Origin of the sequence: Sphingomonas metalli (assembly GCF_014641735.1) — a bacterium.
GTDB lineage: Bacteria > Pseudomonadota > Alphaproteobacteria > Sphingomonadales > Sphingomonadaceae > Sphingomonas > Sphingomonas metalli.
Window position 1 is genome coordinate 804,208 of sequence record NZ_BMIH01000001.1, and the last position, 18,054, is coordinate 822,261.

Below are 18,054 nucleotides of genomic sequence, written 5' to 3' on the forward strand. Positions count from 1 at the left end.
GTACTTGGCCGGCGTCGGTCAGGCCGGCATCAGCGTGAGGAAGATGTTGGCCGTCAGCCGGCCGCGGCGCGGATCCGACGAGAGCATCGTCGGGTCCGGGACGGTTCCGGAATGCAGCAGGCAGCTGCGATAGACGATGAGGCGGTTCACCGCGGCCTCGACATGCGCGATCTGCTCGAACCAGGGGGCGCCGTCGGCGACATAGCCCTCCGGTGCAGGCTCCGCGGCCCGCGCCGCCTCATACCGGGCGCGCCGGTTCCGATCGATCGTCTCGAACCCGGTGGCACGGTGGCGGTAGAAGGCGGTGCCGCCCGCCGAGCGGTCGCAGAGATAATGGAGGATCGCGAACTGCATCGGATCGACCGAATCGACATGGGGTGCGCGCTGGGGCGGGGCGAGCGCCTCCGGCGCGAGCGTCACCAGCGAAAAGGCGCCCTGGGCGCGAGCCGGTCGCGCGGCGCCCAGGCCGAAGGCTTCCGCGATCGGCCCGACCAGGACATCGACGATCGCTTCGATATAGGCATTGGGCAGGGCCGCCCGAAGGCCGGGATATCCGCCGGTCGGCTGGAAGGCGGGTGCATAGCCGGCTGCCGCGGCGAGCGCGACCAGCTCTTCCGGCGCGTCGAGCACGCCATCGGCCTGCAACAGCCGCTCCTGCTCGGCGCCGACCGAGAAGCCGCTCAGCCTGGCGCCTCTTGCGATGCCGAATGCCACCCCGCCCCTCTCCCCTCATCGCCGTCCGCGCAACGGCATGGTGTCGCCAGCCGGCCTGCGGCGGCCTGTGCCCATCGCTGTGTCAAGGCAATTTGTCCGACGCTGTCAACCGTTCCGGGACGGCCGTCCCTCACCAAGTTTCCGCCCGGAGTGGACCAAAGCGGCCGAGCTTCGTACATCGTCCTATGGTCCAGTCTCATCGCCGCGCCACGATCGTTGATGTTGCCCGGCATGCGGGCGTCTCGACCAAGACCGTGTCGCGCGTGCTGAACGGCCAGCCGCACGTCACCGAAGACATCATCCGCAAGGTGAAGGATGCCGCGGCCGCGGTCGACTATCATCCCAACATGATGGCCCGGGCGCTGGTGCAGCGCCGATCGCATCTGATCGGCCTGGTCTACGAGAATCCCTCGCCCAGCTATGTGGTCGATTTGCAGAAGGGCGTGCTCGAGCGCCTGCGCGACGAGCATTACCGGCTCGTCGTGATTCCGATCGCCTCGATCTCGCAGCACGAGGCCGACGTCGTCGGGCTGCTCCGCTCCGCCGCGCTGGACGGCGTCGTCCTCGCGCCGCCCGCGTCGGACAGCGCCCGGATCATGCAGGATCTCACCACCGCCGGCATCCGCTTCGCCCGCATCGCCCCGACCCGGCTGATCGAGGCCGGTCCCAGCAACCTGATCGACGACGTCTCCGCCGCCCGCGAGATCGCCGAGCACGTCATCCGTCTCGGCCACCGCGATATCGCGGTCATCAGCGGCGATCCGACCCACGCCTCCGCCGATGCGCGGATGCAGGGCTTCCGGCAGGCGTTCGCCGCCGCCGGCGTTCCCCTGCCCGCCCATCGCATCGCGACCGGCTACTACACCTATGAAAGCGGGCACGCTGCCGCGCGTACGCTGCTCGCCCGGCGCGACCGGCCGACCGCGATCCTCGCGCAGAACGACGACATGGCGGTCGGCGCGCTAATCGCCACGCTGGAGAGCGGGCTGACCGTGCCCGGCGATCTGTCGATCACCGGCTTCGACGATTCGGAGGTCGCGCGGATCACATGGCCGGCGATCACCACCGTCCGCCAGCCGGTCTTCGACATGGCCGTCGCCGCTGCCGACATGGTCGTCGCCCAGCTCCAGGACACCGCCCCGCTCATGTGCCGCAGTCATCGGCACGAGCTGATCGTCCGCCAGTCGACCGGCCCCTGCCCGGCCTAATCCTGGCGTCGAGCCCTCCGTTCCCGGGGTGGATGACCCGCCGCCGGGCGTCGCGTCAGCCCGGCTGGCCGAAGGTGAAGCTGTAGCTCAATGGCTTGAGCGGGATACGATAGGGCATATGGGGTCTGCCATCGAGGCTCCAGCCGGTATCGCCGCCCACCCCCGCCTGCGCCGCATCGACCAGCAGGGTGCCGTCGCCATGCGGGCGGATATCGCTGCTGTGCGCCTGGCCGGCGGGCTTCTGCATCAGGTCGCCATAGGGGAAGGCGAGCGCGTTGGCCGAGAGCGGCTGCGCGCCGGTGACGCGGAAGCCGCCGCGCGCGGCGCCGGTGAGCTCCAGCCAGCGGACGTCCTGCTTGGTGCCGGACTCCTGCGGCCGGGCATAGTTGTAATACTGATCCGCCAGCGCGCCCTGCCACCGCGCCACCAGCCCCGCCGTCTTGCGGTCGGCATAGGTCTCCTGCGGTCCCCGGCCGAACCAGCGGACCTGGTCGAGCGCCGGTGCGGTCGCGAAGGTCAGGCCGACGCGGAGCGGATCGGGCAGATTGTCGCGCACGGGCGTGAAGCGCACATCGGCGCGGACCGTGCCGTCGGGCGCCATCGACCAGCGCGTCACCATCTTCACCGCGCCTACGCCCATGTCGTGGTGGACGGTGATCGCGTCGTCCGCGATCTCGATCGCGTCGAGCCGCCGGTTCTCCGAGAAGCTCTTCCACATCGCATGGCTCTGCGGGATTCCCGCGCCGATGTCGTTGTCGGTCGGCGCACGCCAGAAGCTCGGCGCGCCGCCCGTCGCCAGCGTCGCACCGTTGCGCGCGTAGCGGCGGACGAGGCCGGTCTTGCGATCGATCTCCAGCACGGCGTCGCCCGCGGCGAGCCGCAGCACCTCGCCCGCCTCGACCGGCGTGACGGATCGCGTCGCGGCGGGCAAGGCACGGGACGCGGACAGCGCGAACTGCTCCCACCCGACGACATGCCCCGCCGCCACGCCGGGGATCGCCCCCGCCCTGGCGCGGGCGCGCAGCACCAGGATCCGCTCGGCCGCCGGGTCCTTCGCCGGCGGCGGCACGAAGTCGAGCGCGCCCGATCCGCCCGGCGCGACCGACGGCGTCGCGATGCTGCCCTGCGCCACGGCCACGCCATCCTCCATCGCGGTCCAGTCGATGGTGAAGCGCGACAGGTCGATATGGTCGTGGCGGTTGACGACGGCATAGCCCGCCGCCGCGGGGACGAAGGCGATCGGCGACTGGACCTTCGCCATCTCGTAATATTCGGGGTCCGGCACCCGGTCCGCGCCGACCACGCCGTCGCCGACCGGACTGTCGTCGCCGCCCTTGTTCTCGAAATTGGGGCCCTGCGCCCAGAAATTGCGGCCAGCCGCGTCCTTCTGGTAGATCGATTGGTCGACCCAATCCCAGATGAAGCCGCCCTGAAGCTTGGGATAGCGGCGGAAGGTGTTCCAATATTCCTGGAAGTTGCCCAGGCTGTTGCCCATCGCATGCGCATATTCGCACAGGATCAGCGGCTGGGTGAATTCCGGCCGCTGGGCATAGTCGGCGATCTTGACGACGTCGTCGTACATCGGCGCGAAGATATCGACATAGGCGTTGGTCGGGTGCCGCCAGCCGCTCATGCTATAGCCGAGGAAGCTGATCAGCCGCGACGGATCGCGCTGTCGCACCCATTTCGCCGCCGCCTCGAAATTCGGGCCGACACCGCTTTCGTTGCCCAGCGACCAGAAGATGATCGAGGGGTGGTTCTTGTCGCGTTCCACCATCCGCGCAACACGATCGAGATGCGCGGCAGCCCATTCGGGCTTGTGCCCCAGGTTGAGCGTCGGATCGCCCTTTTCCTGGGTCAGCGAGAGATAGCCGTGGCTCTCGATATTGGCCTCGTCCATGACATAGAGGCCATATTCGTCGGCAAGGTCGTACCAGCGCGGATCGTTGGGATAGTGGGACGTCCGCACGGCATTGATATTGCCCTGCTTCATCAGCTCGATGTCGCGCCGCATCGTCGCTTCGGACACGATGCGGAAGGTGCGCGGATCATGCTCGTGCCGGTTGACGCCGCGGATCATCACGCGGCGGCCGTTGACCCGCACCTCGCCGCCCGCGACCTCCACGGTGCGGAAGCCGATGCGGCGGCTGGTGGCCTCGATCAGCCTGTCCTTGTCGTCGAGCAGCTCGACGAGCAGCGTGTAGAGGTGCGGATCCTCCGCGCTCCACGGCGTCACGCCGGGTATTTCGGTCTTGACCGTCAGCCGGCCCGGTGAGGACTTGACGATCGGCGCGGCAACGATGCGCTTGCCGTCGAACAGCGAGTAGCGGACCTTGACGGGCGTATCGGGAAGGCCGGCGCCCTTCTCCACATCGGCGACCAGCGAGAGCGTGCCGTCGCGATAGCCGTTGGTCAGCCCCGCTTCGATGCCGAGGTCGCGAAGATGGGTCTGCGGCGCGGCATAGAGGGTGATGCTGCGCTCGATCCCGTTGACCGGCCAGAAGTCCTGGTCTTCCAGATAGCTGCCATCGGCATAGCGATAGAGTTCGATCGCCACGACGTTGCGGCCGGGATGCGCCGCGGCGGTGATGTCGAATTCGGCGGGAAGCTTGGAGTCCTCCGAATAACCGATCCGCTGGCCGTTGACCCAGAGATAATAGGCCGCACCCGCCGCGCCGATGTTGAGCAGCAGGCGCCGCCCGGCGAAATGCGCGGGGATGACGATGTCGCGGCGGTACGAGCCGACTTCGTTCAGCTTGTGGTCGATGAAGGGCTGGTTGCGCGGAAAGGGATAGCCGCTGCCGACGAAGACCGGGCCGCCATGGCCCTCCGCCTGCAGGATGCCGGGGACGACCATCTTGCCCCAGCCCGACACGTCATAACCGGGCTTGTAGAAGTCGACCGGACGCTCTTCCGGAGTCGGCGACAGTTTGAACGACCAGTCGCCGTCGAGCGACAGATGGTAGCGCGACTGGCGGACGTCGCGCGACAGCGCGCCGCGCCGCGTCTCGAACCCGTCGAACGTCGCATGCATCGGTTCGGCGCCCTGGCGGATCACCTCCGGCCGTTCCCATTCGGCCGGCTCCTGCTGGGCGGCCGGCGCGGCGGCGCTGAGTGCGGTGCCGAGCAACAGGGATCCGAGCCTCAACGCGCGCATGTCCGACCTTTCTGCGGATCGCCCGGGTCCGTTGACCTCGGGCGACAATGGTATACGGTTGCGTATAGGCGCGGTCGCCCGCTCCATCAACTCGCCTTCGCGCGATGCGGTGGCAGCCGATCCGTGCTGCGACGCGAGCCGTTCCGTGCGGTTCAAGCAATGGTCTGTGCGGACCAAGTGACTATACTTCTTCCAGTTTCATTCGGTCTTTGCGGAACGGCACGTTATCGATCACCCGCAGCTCGCAAGACTTGCCCGGATCCGCTAGACATTGCGCCGTCCGCGATCGACCGACGACGTTACAGACACAGAGGATGATGATGATTCGAGCATGGCGCGGCACGGCCGGGATCCTGATGGCGGCAGCTCTCGCGTCGCCTGCCATGGCGCAGAACGGTGCGACGCCGGCGGTGGCGACGCCGGCGGAACGGCCCGCGCACAGCTTCACCGTCAGCGGCACGGGCTTCCTGAAGGACGGCAAGCCGCATCAGGTCATTTCCGCCGAGATGCACTATGTGCGCATCCCGCGCGCCTACTGGCGCGACCGCCTGCGCAAGGCGAAGGCGATGGGGCTGAACACCATCACCACCTACGCCTTCTGGAACGCGCACGAGCCGCGGCCGGGCGTGTACGACTTCACCGGCCAGCACGACCTCGCCGCCTTCCTCCGCGATGCGCAGGCCGAGGGGCTGGACGTGATCCTGCGCCCGGGCCCCTATGTGTGCGCCGAATGGGAGCTGGGCGGCTATCCCGCCTGGCTGCTCAAGGACCGCAAGCTCGTCCTCCGCTCGACCGACCCGGCCTATACGCAGGCCGTGGAGCGCTGGCTGGTGCGGCTGGGACAGGAAGTGAAGCCGCTGCTGCTGCGCAACGGCGGGCCGATCGTCGCGGTCCAACTGGAGAACGAATATGGCGCCTTCGGCAGCGATCGCGCCTATCTGGAGGGGCTGGAAGCGAGCTATCGCCGCGCGGGGCTGGCGGACGGGCTGCTCTTCACCTCCAACCAGGCGGGCGACCTTGCCAAGGGATCGCTGCCGCATCTTCCCTCGGTGGTCAATTTCGGCTCGGGCGGCGCGCCCAATGCGGTCGCGAAGCTGGAGGCCTACCGGCCCGGCGGGCTGCGCATGGTCGGCGAATATTGGGCCGGCTGGTTCGACAAATGGGGCGAGGACCATCACGAGACCGACGGGCGGAAAGAGGCCGAAGAGCTCCGCTACATGCTGGCGCGCGGCTATTCGGTGTCGCTCTACATGTTCCACGGCGGCACCACCTTCGGCTGGATGAACGGGGCGGATTCGCACACCGGCACCGACTATCATCCCGACACCACCAGCTATGACTATGACGCGCCGCTCGATGAGGGGGGCAATCCGCGCTACAAATACGCGCTGCTCGCCCAAGTGATCGCAGAGGCGACCGGCAAGCCCGCGGCGCCCGCGCCGGCCGTGACGCGGGCGGCCAGCTTCCCGGTCTCTCCCGTCCGGCGCAGCGCGTCGCTGTGGCGCAACCTGCCCGCGCCCGTGCGCGCGGAGCGGCCGATGACCTTCGAGGAGCTCGACCAGAATTACGGCTATGTCCTCTACCGGACCCCGCTCGCCGCGGGGCGCGGCGGGCGGCTCCTGCTCAAGGGAATGCACAGCTATGCGCAGGTCTATCTCGATCGCAAGCTGATCGGCACGCTCGACCGGAGGCTGGGGCAGGAGTCGATCGATCTGCCGCGCCCGGCGGGGCCGGCGACGCTCGACATCCTCGTCGAGAATACCGGCCGCGTGAACTATTCGCACGCGATCCGCACCGAGCAGACCGGCCTGACGGGCGAGGTCAGCCTGGACGGCGCGCCGCTGACCGGCTGGGCGATGTTCCGCCTGCCGATGGACGACCTGTCTTCGCTGAAGCTGACGCCCGAACCCTGTTCCGGCCCCTGCTTCTACGAGCTGGAGATGACGGTCGACCGGCCGGCCGACACCTGGCTCGACATGCGCGGCCTGCACAAGGGACAGCTGTGGCTCGGCCGGAAGAATCTCGGCCGCTTCTGGTCGATCGGTCCCGTCCACACGCTCTACGCGCCCGCACCCTGGCTGCAAAAGGGCGCCAACCGCCTCCTCGCCTTCGACCTGACCGGCGACGCCACCGACCGGATCGCGACCGTAACCGGGCCGATCTGGGGGAAGGTGACGACGGAGCGGGAGGCGCAGTAGCGGGCGCGGGCGGCACCCCCGGGGAACATGCCGGGGGTTCGCTGACACTGGCTGGGGCGGCAGGATTCGAACCTGCGTATGACGGTACCAAAAACCGTTGCCTTACCGCTTGGCGACGCCCCAGCAGAGGGCGGGGCCATATCGGGTGGCCCGCCCGGTTGCAACGGCGATCAGTCGAGCCGGCGCAGCCAGCCGTGGCGGTCGGGCGCAGCGCCGCGCTGGATCGCGGTCAACGCGTCGTGGAGGCGCTGGGTGGTCTGCCCGGTGCCGCCGCTGCCGATGCTGAAATCGCCCTCCGCGTCGACCACGCGGCCGACCGGGGTGACGACCGCGGCGGTGCCGCAGGCGAAGGCCTCGACCAGCCGCCCGCTCGCCGCGTCCGCGCGCCACTGGTCGATCGCATAGGGCTCCTCGCGCACCGTCAGGCCCGCGTCGCGCGCCAGCGCGATCAGCGAATCGCGGGTGATGCCGGGCAGGATCGTGCCGGTCAGCGGCGGCGTGACGAGCGATCCGTCGTCCATCACGAAGAACAGGTTCATGCCGCCCAGTTCCTCCACCCAGCGGCGCTCGACCGCGTCGAGGAAGACGACCTGATCGCATCCCTGCCCGATCGCCGCCTTCTGCGCGATCAGGCTGGCGGCATAGTTGCCGCCACACTTGGCGGCGCCGGTGCCGCCGGCGGCGGCGCGCGTATGCTCGCGGCTGACCCAGACGGCGATCGGCCGCATTCCGCCCTTCCAATAGGCGCCGACCGACGAGGCGATGACCATGTAGAGATATTCGGCCGCCGGCTTCACGCCCAGGAAGACCTCCGACGCGAACATGAAGGGCCGCAGGTAGAGCGCGCCCTCGCCGCCCGGCACCCAGTCCCGATCGGCCGCGACGAGCCGCTCGATCGATTCGACGAACAGGGACTCGGGCAGTTCGGGCATCGCCAGCCGCCGCGCCGAATCCTGGAAGCGGCGCGCATTCGCGTCGGGCCGGAACAGCGCGGTCCCGCCATCGGCGAGGCGATAGGCCTTGAGCCCCTCGAAGATCTCCTGCGCATAGTGGAGCACCGACGAGGCCGGATCGACCGGCAGCGGCGCGCGCGCCGTGATATGCGCGTCGTGCCAGCCCTTCTCGTCCGAGAAGCGGATCACCGCCATGTGATCGGTGAAGACGCGGCCGAAGCCCGGATCGATCAGCCGCTTCGCCCGCTCCGCCGCGGCGACGGGCGCCTGATGGGCCTCATGGCGAAAGGAAAGCACGTCGGCAGACATTTTCAGGCAATCTCATGTCGTGGCGGGTTGCGGACGCGTAGGGCGGCTGGTTAAACCGGTCAACATGGCTGCCGCAGCACCTTCCACGCCCGCCCTCTTCCTCCGCGAGCCCGAATTGCGGCGCGGGATGGAGCTTCTCTATTTCGGCCACAGCCACATCACCCGGTCGACCGACCAGATGCTCGCGGCCAAGGGGCTGGGGCGTGCCCATCATCGCGCGCTCTATTTCGTCGCGCGCAAGCCCGACCTGACGGTGAGCGAGCTCCTGTCGCTGCTGGCGATCACCAAACAGTCGCTCGGCCGGGTGCTCAACGAGCTGACCGCGCGCGGGCTGGTCGAGGTGCGGCCGGGCGAGCGCGACCGTCGCCAGCGGCTGCTGCGCCTGACGCCGGAAGGCGCCGCGCTGGAGGCGGCCTTGTTCGACGAGATCCGCCAGCGCATGTCGGCCGCCTATGTGGCCGCCGGCCCGGATGCGGTCGCGGGCTATTGGGCAGTCTTGGAGGGGATGATTCCCCAGTCGGAACGCTCGCAGGTCGTCTCGCTGCGCGACTGAAGCCCGGGCGCCGCCAACGAAAAAGGGGCGCCCGACCAGACGCCCCTTCCGCTCCGCAGCGAAGGCTTATTTGCCGCGCAGCGTGTTGATCACCGCGATGCCGAGCACGCCGCCCAGCGCCGCGGCGGCGAAGGGCCGCTCGTGGATGAACTGGCGCGCATAGTCGATCACCGGGCGGATCGTGCCTTCGACCGCATCGCGGGCCTCGCCGAAGCCCTTCTGCACCTTGCCGTCGAGCTGGTCGGCCTTGCCCTCGCCCTGCAGCGATTTGTCGCCAAGCGCGGCGCCGAGACCTTCCTTCAGCTTGCCGCCGAGATCGGTGGTGGTGCCGGTGAGCGTATCGGTGTTCATCGATAATCTCCTTCGTTGAAGGTGTCGGTGGAATGGATCACGGGCGAAACGTCGCTGGCGCGCGTCGTATCCGTGGCCGGGGTGGTGGCGGCGGTCGCGTCGCGGTCGAGCAGCCTTGCCACCGCGCGGCGGGCCGGCTCGCGCCCGCCCAGCCCGAAGGCGAGGGCGAAGGCGACCGCGACCGCGCCGAGCAGCAGCCCGAACGCCATGGTGATGATGTCGTCGGCCAGGCCCATGAAGCGCAGGCCGATGGCGGTGCCCAGGATGATGATCGCGATCCGTACCGCCGGCGCGGCGATGCGGGTGCCCGGCTGGCCGCTGCTCGCGATCGCCCGTCCGATCAGCCGGGCGATGACCACCGCGGCGAAGATGATGATCGCGCCGAACACCACCTGGCCGAACAGCGCCAGCACCTCGGCCATGATGCGCGAGCCATAGGCGAAATTGAGCTGGCGGAACGCCTCCATCAGGCCGAAGATCAGGATCGCGACGAAAACGCCGGTCCCCGCGACCTTCGACGGCGTGGCCGGCGTACCGGCCGCGCTCGCGGTCTGCTGCCAGATGCCGGTCGCCCCGATCGCCCGGTCGAACCCGGTGGTCGCGAGGAACTGGCTGAGCAGTCGCGCGGCGAAGCGGCCGATCGCATAGGCGACCGCGATGATCAGCCCTGCGGCAATGACGTGCGGGATCGCGTCGAGGATGATCCGCAGCATGGCGGTGGCCGGCTGCGAGATCGCGGCGATGTTGAGCGTGTCGAGCGCCGCGATCGCGACCGGGATGATGATCAGGGCGAAGACGATCGCGCCCAGGGTGCGCGACAGCATCGTCGGGTCGGCCGGGCTGTCGCCGCCGATCCGCGCCGAGAAGCGCTCGACATGGCTGGCGGTGACCACCGCCTCGACCGCCTTGCGCGCGACCTTGGCGAGGACATAGCCCAGGAAGAAGATCAGGCTGGCGCCGATGATGTGCGGCACCGCCTGGCCGAAGCCGCGCAGCATCTCGCCGAGCGGACCGGTCGCGCCGGCCAGCCCCAGCGGCTGGGTGGCGAGGAACAGCGCGATCAGCAGCACGACCCAATAGGCCGCGTCGCCCACCTGCGCGCCGATCGTGTCCGGATGGCGGGCGTCGAGCCCCGGCGCATTGGCATGGGCGGCCAGCGGCGTGCGGTTGACGAGCTTCGCCACGCCCCATTTGGCGCCGCGCGCGATCAGCCAGCCGATTCCGAGAATCACCAGCGCCGCGACGATCCGCGGCCCCCATTGCTCGACATAGAGGAGCAGCTGGCTCCCGAATTCGCGGGTGTTCGACACGACGGTGTCGCCCGCATAGGTCACGTCATCCATGATCTGATCTGGTCCCTGTTGGTAGATCGGGTGCGGCCGTCCGGGTCGCACCCGCGCGAATGTTCACAATGCGGGAGGCGTGCCGGTGATGATGCCGCAGCCCGCGGCCGCCTTGGCGACCTCGATCGGCACCTTGGGATCCTTGACCTGCCCGGCGACGCGGATGAAGTCGCTCGCGGTCAGCCGGCCGGGCGTCGTGTCGCCTTCGCGCGCCGCCCGGGCGGCGCGGCCGAGCTGCTGGAGCTGCCCGATGGACAGGTTCGCCTCCAGCCGATCGCCGACGCATTGCGACTGGTCCGGCTGGAAGCCATAGCCCTCGAGGGCGCCGGCGATCCGGGCCGAGGGGTTGACGCACCCGCTGGTGGCCGCACCGAGCATCAACGCCGCCATCGCGGCCACCTTACCAGTCGTCACTGCGCATCTCCCTGTTCGAGGAGACATGAACCCGTGGCGCAGCATGGATTTCCTGGTATTTTTGCACCAAAAAGCGCCGAACTTGCACTGTATCCGACGGGATTTCGTGGTCGAGGACTTGCCGCTCGGCTGCACAGTCCCGGCGGATTGGCCGCAAATGTGCCGAGCGGCGTTGTTCCGGCGCGCCGACCTTTGGCGAGACCGACAAGAACAGGTGCCGATGCCGACACTCGAGATGATCCTGCTGCTGATCGCCGCCTCGCTGCTGCTGACGCTGGCCGCGAACCGGCTGCGCGTGCCGCCGGCGGTCATGCTGGTGCTGGGCGGCATGGCCCTCGCCTTCATCCCCGGCCTGCCGACGGTCGAGCTGGAGCCCGAACTGGCGCTTGCCCTGTTCCTACCGCCGCTGCTCCAGGCGAGCGCGCTGCGCACCGACTGGGGCGAGTTCCGGTCGAACATCGTCTTCATCATCCTGCTCGCCTTCGGCGCGGTGCTCTTCACCGCGGCGGCGGTGGCCGTCGTCGCGCGCGAGCTGATCCCGGGGCTCGGCTGGCCGGCGGCGGTGACGCTGGGCGCGATCGTCGCCCCGCCGGATGCGGTCGCGGCGACCTCGGTCCTCAAGCGGTTCAAGCTGCCCAAGCGGATCGTCGCGGTGCTCGAAGGCGAGAGCCTGATCAACGACGCGTCGGCGCTGGTCCTCTACCGGATCGCCGTCGCCGCGACGCTGGCGGGAGCCTTCCGGCTCGACGGTTTGCTCGCCTCCTTCCTGCTCCCCGCCGTCCTCGGCATAGGCGTCGGCCTGGCCGCGGGCATGGCCGCGAACTGGGCCATGCTGCATCTGGAAGATCGTTTCCTGGAAATCGTCGCCTCCTTCCTCGCGGCCTTTCTCAGCTACCTGGCCGCGGAATGGCTGGGGGGATCGGGCGTGCTGGGGGCGGTGGCCTGCGGCGGTCTGATCGGACGCGCGCAGCTGAAACTCGCGGCGCGCACCCGGCTGGAGACGAACAGCGCCTGGGAGCTGGTCGAGTTCGTGCTGTCGAGCCTCGTCTTCCTGATCGTCGGCCTGCAATTGCGCGGCATCGTCAGCCGGCTCACGGATTACCCGACGACCGAGCTGCTGGTGCTCGCGGGGGCGGTATCGGCGGTGCTGATCGTCTCGCGCTTCGCCTGGGTCTTCCTCACCTTCTATCCGGCCTCCGCGCTGGTCGCGGTGATCCGCGGGGGCAGCTTCACCCCGCCCCTCAGCTATCCGACGATCATCTCATGGTCGGGCATGCGCGGCGTCGTCAGCCTTGCGGCCGCGCTGGCGCTGCCCGCGGCCTTTGCGGAGCGCGACATCATCATCTTCCTCGCCTTCTGCGCGATCTTCTCGACGCTGGTGGTGCAGGGCACGACGCTCAAGCTGCTGATCGGCTGGTTCGACATCCGCGACCCCGCCATCGCGGCGGTCACGCCCGAGACCGTCGCGGCGCGCGAGATGGTCGCCGCGGCGATCGCCGGGGTCATACCGGGCGCGGACGGCGTCGATGCGGCGGTGGCGCGATACCGCCAGCGCCAGGCGGCCTCGATCGGCGACGCCCTGGCCGACCGCGCGCTGCTCGAAGCCTTTCTCGACGCCAAGCTGCGCGCGATCCATCAGGCACGCGAGGGGCTGAAGGCGCAGCGCAGCGATCTCGACGGCGAGACCCTGGCGACGCTGACGCAGGAGCTGGATCTGGAGGAGGAGCAGATCCGCCTGGCGATGAGCCGGACCACCGAAGACGCGGTCTAGGACCCTAGCGCCGCGCGGCTGCCGCCATCTCGGCGTTGCGCCGCGCCGACGCGGCCAGCGTCCGCGCCATCAGCTCGACCAGCGCGTGATCGGCATCGAGCACGTTCAGCCCTTCGCGCGTCGAGCCGCCGGGGCTCGCCACCCGGTCGGCGAGGGTCGCCGGCGAGGCTTCGGCATCCCGCGCCATCGCCGCCGATCCGTCGAGCGTCGCCAGCGCCAGCCGCAGCGCCTGGTCCGCCGGCAGGCCCAGCCGCACCCCGGCCTCGGCCAGCGCATCGGCGAAGCGGAAGACGAAGCCCGGGCCGCAGCCCGCCAGCGCGGTGACCGCGCCGAATGCCTCCTCGTCCGCCACCCATTCCACCAGCCCCAGCGGCGCGGCCAGCGCCTCGGCGACGGCACGCGCCTCCCGATCGGCGCTGCTGGTGTAGAGCGCCGTCACGCCGCGGCCGATCGCGACCGGCAGGTTGGGCATCGCGCGCACGATCGCCCGCGCGCCCGGCATCCGCACCGCGAGCGCCGCTTCCTCGACCCCCGCCAGGATCGAGACGAGCAGCGCCGGGCGCAGATGCGCGACGTCGATCTGGTCGATCTGCTGCGGCTTGAGCGCGAGCACCAGCGTGGCCGGCTCCTCGTCGGCCGGCAGCGCGGTCTGCGAGCGGACGCCCGGCAAGGGCTCGCGGCCCGACCGCGTGATCACCGTGACCCGTGCGGGATCGAGCCCGGCCGCGACCCAGCGCCGCAGCATCGCGCCGCCCATATTGCCGCACCCGATCATCCAGAGCGGCCCGGCGGGAAAGCTCATGCCTCGCCCTGCGTCTCGACCAGCGCGGCGGCCAGCGCCTCGCGCGGCGACTTGCCGCCCCACAGCACGAACTGGAACACCGGATAGAAGCGCTCGCACTCCTCGATCGCGGATTCGACCAGCAGCTCCGCACCGCCGAGCGACAGGATCCGGTCCTCGTCGCCATCGATCATCGCCGCATGGCGGAACAGGAGGATGCCGGAGGACGACCACAGCTCGAAATGGCCGATCCACAGCTGCTCGTTGACCAGCCCGATCGCCTCGTAGATCGCCGCGCGCCGGTCTTCGGGCACCTTGATGTCCGGAAAGGCGAGGAACTGCAGCACGCTGTCTTCCTCGCGCCAGAGCGCACGCAGCTCATAGGTCGCCCAGCTGCCCTTGACCGAGGCGACGATCTCCTCGTCCTGCCGCTCATGGTCCCAGCCATGTGCGGCATAATAGGATTCGAGCATGTCGATCGGGGCGGCGTCTTCCTGATCGGGATCGTGGGGGTCGAGTATGGCCATGGCTCCTTTTCGCACAGGACGCGACCATGCGAAAGTTTCGGCGAAACGGCGGACGCGACGGGGCAGCGATACTGCGCCCCTTGGCGCGACGTCAGGCGGCCGGGGCGCTCCCGGCGTTCGCCTTCGCCTCCAGGGCATCCAGCCGCGCCCGCAGCGCGTCCGCCTCGTCGCGGGCGGCGACCGCCATCGCCTTTACCGTCTCGAACTCGTCGCGGCTGACGAAGTCGAGCCCGCCGACCCATTCGCGCACCCGCTCGCGCGCACCGGCCTCGGCCTCGCGGCCCATCCCTGCGACGGTGCCGGCGAAGCCGTTGATGACCTTGGCGATGTCGTCGAGGATGCGGTTGTCGGTCTGCATGGGATGTCCGTTCGAAGTCTCTTTTACAGCATCTGGGACGTGCGCGAGGGCGGCGCAACCCCTTGCCCGCCCGGATTGAGCTGGCCGATTGACCAGGTCAGCACCCCGGCGAAGCTGATCCAGACGAGATAGGGCACCATCAGCCACGCCGCCGCGCGGCGCACCCGGCCGAACAGCACGGTCGCGACGATCCCGGTCGCCAGCATCGCACCGATCAGCGCCAGCGCCGCGTCGATCTTGTGTGCGCCGAAGAACAGCGGCGTCCAGGCCAGCGACAGCGCGAAGGCGAGCACGAACATGCCGACGGCCGGCCACCGCCCCCGCGCGCCGCGCGCATGCAGCACGATGGCGAGCGCCAGGCCCAGCAGCACGTACAGCGTCGTCCATACGACCGGGAACACCCAGTCGGGCGGGTTCACCGACGGCTTGGCGAGCGACAGGTACCAGCCATTCTCGCTGCCGGCGGCGACCGAGCGGCCCGAGGCGAAACCCAGAAGCAGGATCAGCGGCACGGTGACGACCGCCCACCGCAGGAACGACATCCTGAGCTGACCCTTCGACGCCAATTCCGCCACAGTTGCTCCCATCGTCATGCGCCCGGCCAGCGGGCGGCGCATCTCTGCCCGAACACCTGCAACGCGGCAACGGCCAGCATGGCCGCAAAACGGGACAGGTGGAGCAACTTTATGCTGCTGCCGCTTCCGATCGGGACATTTTTGCGGCGGCGGGATCGTTGCACGGGCGGGTTCGCCATGCCGGCGAAACCTCTGCAAGCGTCGCTCCGTCATGCCGGACCTGTTCCGGCACTCACGGCACTGCAAGCGCCCGCGCCGGTGACCGCGCGGAACGGCGGATCCTGGAACTCGTCCGGGATCACCGTCGAACATCGGGCAACATCGCGACGTTCGCAGAAGCTTCGCGACGGCGACGGAAGGGGCAGGTAAGACGCCCCGCCAGTGCCGCCTTTGCCGCCCTCAATACACCACCACGCTCCGGATGCTCTCGCCCGCGTGCATCAGGTCGAAGCCCTTGTTGATCTCGTCGAGGCTGAGGCGATGCGTGATCATCGGGTCGATTGCGATCAGCCCGTCCATATACCAGTCGACGATCTTCGGCACGTCGGTCCGCCCGCGTGCGCCGCCGAACGCAGTGCCCTTCCAGACGCGCCCGGTGACGAGCTGGAAGGGGCGGGTCGCGATCTCCTTGCCCGCCTCGGCGACGCCGATGATGATCGACTCGCCCCAGCCGCGATGCGCCGCCTCCAGCGCCTGCCGCATCACCACGGTATTGCCCGTGCAGTCGAACGTATAGTCGCCGCCGCCATCGGTCAGCGCGACCAGATGCGGCACGATCTCCCCCACATCCTTCGGGTTGACGAAGTCGGTCATGCCGAAGCGGCGGCCCCATTCCTCGCGATCGGGGTTGATGTCGACGCCGATGATGCGGTGCGCGCCCGCCAGCCTGGCACCCTGGATCACGTTGAGCCCGATCCCGCCCAGCCCGAACACGATCACCGTCGCGCCCGGCTCCACCTTGGCCGTGTTGACCACCGCCCCCACGCCGGTGGTGACGCCGCATCCGATATAGCAGCTGGTGTCGAACGGCGCGTCGGGGCGGATCTTCGCCACCGCGATCTCGGGCAGCACGGTGAAGTTCGAGAAGGTCGAGCAGCCCATATAGTGGAAGATCGGCTGCCCCTTGTAGCTGAAGCGGCTGGTGCCGTCGGGCATCAGCCCCTTGCCCTGCGTGGCGCGGATCGCGGTGCACAGGTTGGTCTTCTGGCTGAGGCACGACTTACACTGGCGGCATTCGGGCGTGTAGAGCGGGATGACATGGTCGCCCGGCACGACGCTGGTCACGCCCGCGCCCACCTCGCGCACCACGCCGCAGCCCTCGTGCCCGAGCACGCTGGGGAACAGCCCCTCGGAGTCGAAGCCGTCGAGCGTATAGGCGTCGGTGTGGCAGATGCCGGTCGCCATGATCTCGACCAGCACCTCGCCGGCCTTCGGACCTTCGAGGTCGAGTTCGACGATCTCGAGCGGTTGTTTCGCCTCGAATGCAACGGCGGCGCGGGTCTTCATCGGGATTGTCCTTGTCCGGATTTGCGTCGGTCGCCCGATAACCGGGGCACGACGGCGGCTTCAACCGGCCAGCACCGCGGAACGATCCGGGTGCTGACCCATTGTGCATCGCAGCAATCGTCTATTATGTGTCCATGCCTTCTGTTGCGGGGCGGCGTTCGGTGGCACGATCGCGCGAAAAGGAGCTTCCATGCGGCGCGTCTCGGATACCATCGCCCGGCTGGCGGCCGCGCATCAGCCCGCCTCGTCCCTGCCCGACGGGGCCGACCGGCTGACGGACCTGACCGAATTCGGCAGCGATCCGGGCCAGTTGCGTGGCCTCTGCTACGTCCCCGCCGGGCTGGAGGACGGCGCGGCTCTGGTCGTGGCGCTGCACGGCTGCACCCAGACCGCCGCGGGCTACGACCATGGCACCGGCTGGTCGGCTCTGGCCGACCGGGCCGGATTCGCGCTGCTGGTGCCCGAGCAGCGTCAGGCGAACAACGCCAATCGCTGCTTCAACTGGTTCGAGCCCGGCGACATGGCGCGGCTGGGCGGCGAGCCCGAATCGATCGCGCAGATGGTCCAGGCGATGCTGGTCCGCCACCGGCTCGATCCGGCGCGGGTCTTCATCACCGGCCTGTCGGCGGGCGGGGCCATGACCGCGGTGATGCTGGCGACCTGGCCCGAACTGTTCGCCGCGGGTGCGATCATCGGCGGCCTCCCCTATCGCGCCGCCAGCGGCGTGCCGCAGGCGCTCGACCGGATGCGCGGCCATGGCTGGAGCGACGATGCCGCTGCCGCCGCCGCCGTGCGCGCCGCCCCGGGCCACGATCCCGCGCGCTGGCCGCGCGTCGCGATCTGGCACGGCACCGACGACCGCACCGTGGTCGACGGCAATATGGAGCGGCTGGCGGCGCAATGGCGGACCGTCCACGGCCTGCCCCTCGCACCGAACCATAGCGAGCATGGCCGCAACTGGCATCATCGCCGCTGGGAGGATGCGTCGGGTGAGCCGCTGGTCGAGACCTGGAGCGTCGAGGGCATGGGCCATGGCGTCCCGATCGACCCGAACGGCACCGACCGGCTGGGCGCGGCCGGGCCGTTCATGCTCGACGTCGGCATCGCAAGCAGCGCGATCATCGCGCGCGGCTGGGGGCTCGCGCCCCTTGCCGCGACCGCGCCCGCCCCGCGCAAACCAACGGCCGCGCCGCCGCCTCCTCGGCCGGCCGCCGCGGCCCAGGGACTGCAGGACGTTATCGAGAAGGCCCTGCGCGCCGCCGGCCTGATGCGGTAGCCGGCCGCTCCGGTGCGGGACCGCACGGAGCCTTTTCCGACACAAGACATTGATCCACCG

16 protein-coding genes and 1 tRNA gene are annotated in these 18,054 nt (G+C 69.5%); 5 read left to right on the forward strand and 12 right to left on the reverse strand.

Annotation, left to right across the window (positions count from 1 at the left end; all coding sequences use genetic code 11):
- Positions 1-18: 18 nt before the first annotated feature.
- Positions 19-714: a DUF6445 family protein gene (locus IEX18_RS04070; RefSeq protein WP_188657341.1), complete on the reverse strand. Its 696-nt coding sequence runs from the start codon at positions 712-714 to the stop codon at positions 19-21.
- A 185-nt stretch (positions 715-899) separates the two neighbouring features.
- Between IEX18_RS04070 and IEX18_RS04075 the strand changes: the two genes are divergently transcribed.
- Complete coding sequence (locus IEX18_RS04075) at positions 900-1,922, forward strand: LacI family DNA-binding transcriptional regulator (RefSeq protein ID WP_188657342.1); 1,023 nt, start codon at positions 900-902, stop codon at positions 1,920-1,922.
- 55 nt (positions 1,923-1,977) lie between these two features.
- Here the strand turns inward: IEX18_RS04075 and IEX18_RS04080 are convergent, their stop codons facing one another.
- Positions 1,978-5,070, reverse strand: coding sequence for a glycoside hydrolase family 2 TIM barrel-domain containing protein (locus IEX18_RS04080; protein ID WP_229664351.1), 3,093 nt, complete (start codon positions 5,068-5,070; stop codon positions 1,978-1,980).
- A gap of 323 nt (positions 5,071-5,393) precedes the next feature.
- On the opposite strand from IEX18_RS04080, the gene IEX18_RS04085 reads away from it, so the two are divergent.
- On the forward strand, positions 5,394-7,277 hold the full coding sequence (locus IEX18_RS04085; protein ID WP_229664352.1) for a glycoside hydrolase family 35 protein: 1,884 nt from the start codon (positions 5,394-5,396) through the stop codon (positions 7,275-7,277).
- A gap of 48 nt (positions 7,278-7,325) precedes the next feature.
- On the opposite strand, the gene IEX18_RS04090 is transcribed toward IEX18_RS04085, so the two are convergent.
- Both IEX18_RS04090 and IEX18_RS04095 read right to left on the reverse strand, forming a co-directional pair.
- Positions 7,326-7,400, reverse strand: a tRNA-Gln gene (locus IEX18_RS04090).
- 47 nt (positions 7,401-7,447) lie between these two features.
- The gene (locus IEX18_RS04095) at positions 7,448-8,539 is read right to left on the reverse strand and encodes a branched-chain amino acid aminotransferase (protein WP_188657344.1); all 1,092 of its coding nucleotides are present in this window, start codon (positions 8,537-8,539) and stop codon (positions 7,448-7,450) included.
- A 64-nt stretch (positions 8,540-8,603) separates the two neighbouring features.
- On the opposite strand from IEX18_RS04095, the gene IEX18_RS04100 reads away from it, so the two are divergent.
- A complete protein-coding gene (locus tag IEX18_RS04100; RefSeq protein ID WP_188657345.1) occupies positions 8,604-9,092 on the forward strand; it encodes a MarR family winged helix-turn-helix transcriptional regulator in 489 nt (162 codons plus the stop codon).
- A 66-nt stretch (positions 9,093-9,158) separates the two neighbouring features.
- Here the strand turns inward: IEX18_RS04100 and IEX18_RS04105 are convergent, their stop codons facing one another.
- The 3 genes from IEX18_RS04105 to IEX18_RS04115 all read right to left on the reverse strand — a co-directional run bounded on the left by IEX18_RS04105 (position 9,159) and on the right by IEX18_RS04115 (position 11,200).
- A complete protein-coding gene (locus IEX18_RS04105; protein WP_188657346.1) occupies positions 9,159-9,443 on the reverse strand; it encodes a CsbD family protein in 285 nt (94 codons plus the stop codon).
- Entirely contained in the window at positions 9,440-10,786 is a 1,347-nt protein-coding gene (locus IEX18_RS04110; protein ID WP_188657347.1) for a mechanosensitive ion channel, read from the reverse strand. The genes IEX18_RS04105 and IEX18_RS04110 overlap by 4 nt, the downstream gene beginning before the upstream one ends.
- Positions 10,787-10,849: 63 nt before the next feature.
- Complete coding sequence (locus tag IEX18_RS04115) at positions 10,850-11,200, reverse strand: hypothetical protein (RefSeq protein ID WP_229664353.1); 351 nt, start codon at positions 11,198-11,200, stop codon at positions 10,850-10,852.
- A 220-nt stretch (positions 11,201-11,420) separates the two neighbouring features.
- Here IEX18_RS04115 and IEX18_RS04120 point away from each other — a divergent pair, with 220 nt between their 5' ends.
- The gene (locus tag IEX18_RS04120; RefSeq protein ID WP_188657348.1) at positions 11,421-12,971 is read left to right on the forward strand and encodes a cation:proton antiporter; all 1,551 of its coding nucleotides are present in this window, start codon (positions 11,421-11,423) and stop codon (positions 12,969-12,971) included.
- Positions 12,972-12,975: 4 nt separating this feature from the next.
- Here the strand turns inward: IEX18_RS04120 and proC are convergent, their stop codons facing one another.
- The 5 genes from proC to IEX18_RS04145 all read right to left on the reverse strand — a co-directional run bounded on the left by proC (position 12,976) and on the right by IEX18_RS04145 (position 16,718).
- Positions 12,976-13,773: a pyrroline-5-carboxylate reductase gene (proC, locus tag IEX18_RS04125; protein WP_188657349.1), complete on the reverse strand. Its 798-nt coding sequence runs from the start codon at positions 13,771-13,773 to the stop codon at positions 12,976-12,978.
- Complete coding sequence (locus IEX18_RS04130) at positions 13,770-14,279, reverse strand: type III secretion system chaperone family protein (RefSeq protein ID WP_188657350.1); 510 nt, start codon at positions 14,277-14,279, stop codon at positions 13,770-13,772. The genes proC and IEX18_RS04130 overlap by 4 nt, the downstream gene beginning before the upstream one ends.
- A gap of 91 nt (positions 14,280-14,370) precedes the next feature.
- A complete protein-coding gene (locus tag IEX18_RS04135; RefSeq protein WP_188657351.1) occupies positions 14,371-14,637 on the reverse strand; it encodes an accessory factor UbiK family protein in 267 nt (88 codons plus the stop codon).
- 23 nt (positions 14,638-14,660) lie between these two features.
- Positions 14,661-15,179: a TspO/MBR family protein gene (locus tag IEX18_RS04140; protein WP_188657353.1), complete on the reverse strand. Its 519-nt coding sequence runs from the start codon at positions 15,177-15,179 to the stop codon at positions 14,661-14,663.
- Positions 15,180-15,611: 432 nt separating this feature from the next.
- Positions 15,612-16,718, reverse strand: coding sequence for an S-(hydroxymethyl)glutathione dehydrogenase/class III alcohol dehydrogenase (locus IEX18_RS04145; protein WP_188657355.1), 1,107 nt, complete (start codon positions 16,716-16,718; stop codon positions 15,612-15,614).
- A gap of 190 nt (positions 16,719-16,908) precedes the next feature.
- Here IEX18_RS04145 and IEX18_RS04150 point away from each other — a divergent pair, with 190 nt between their 5' ends.
- A complete protein-coding gene (locus tag IEX18_RS04150; RefSeq protein WP_188657356.1) occupies positions 16,909-17,994 on the forward strand; it encodes an extracellular catalytic domain type 1 short-chain-length polyhydroxyalkanoate depolymerase in 1,086 nt (361 codons plus the stop codon).
- The last annotated feature ends 60 nt before the right edge of the window (positions 17,995-18,054 follow it).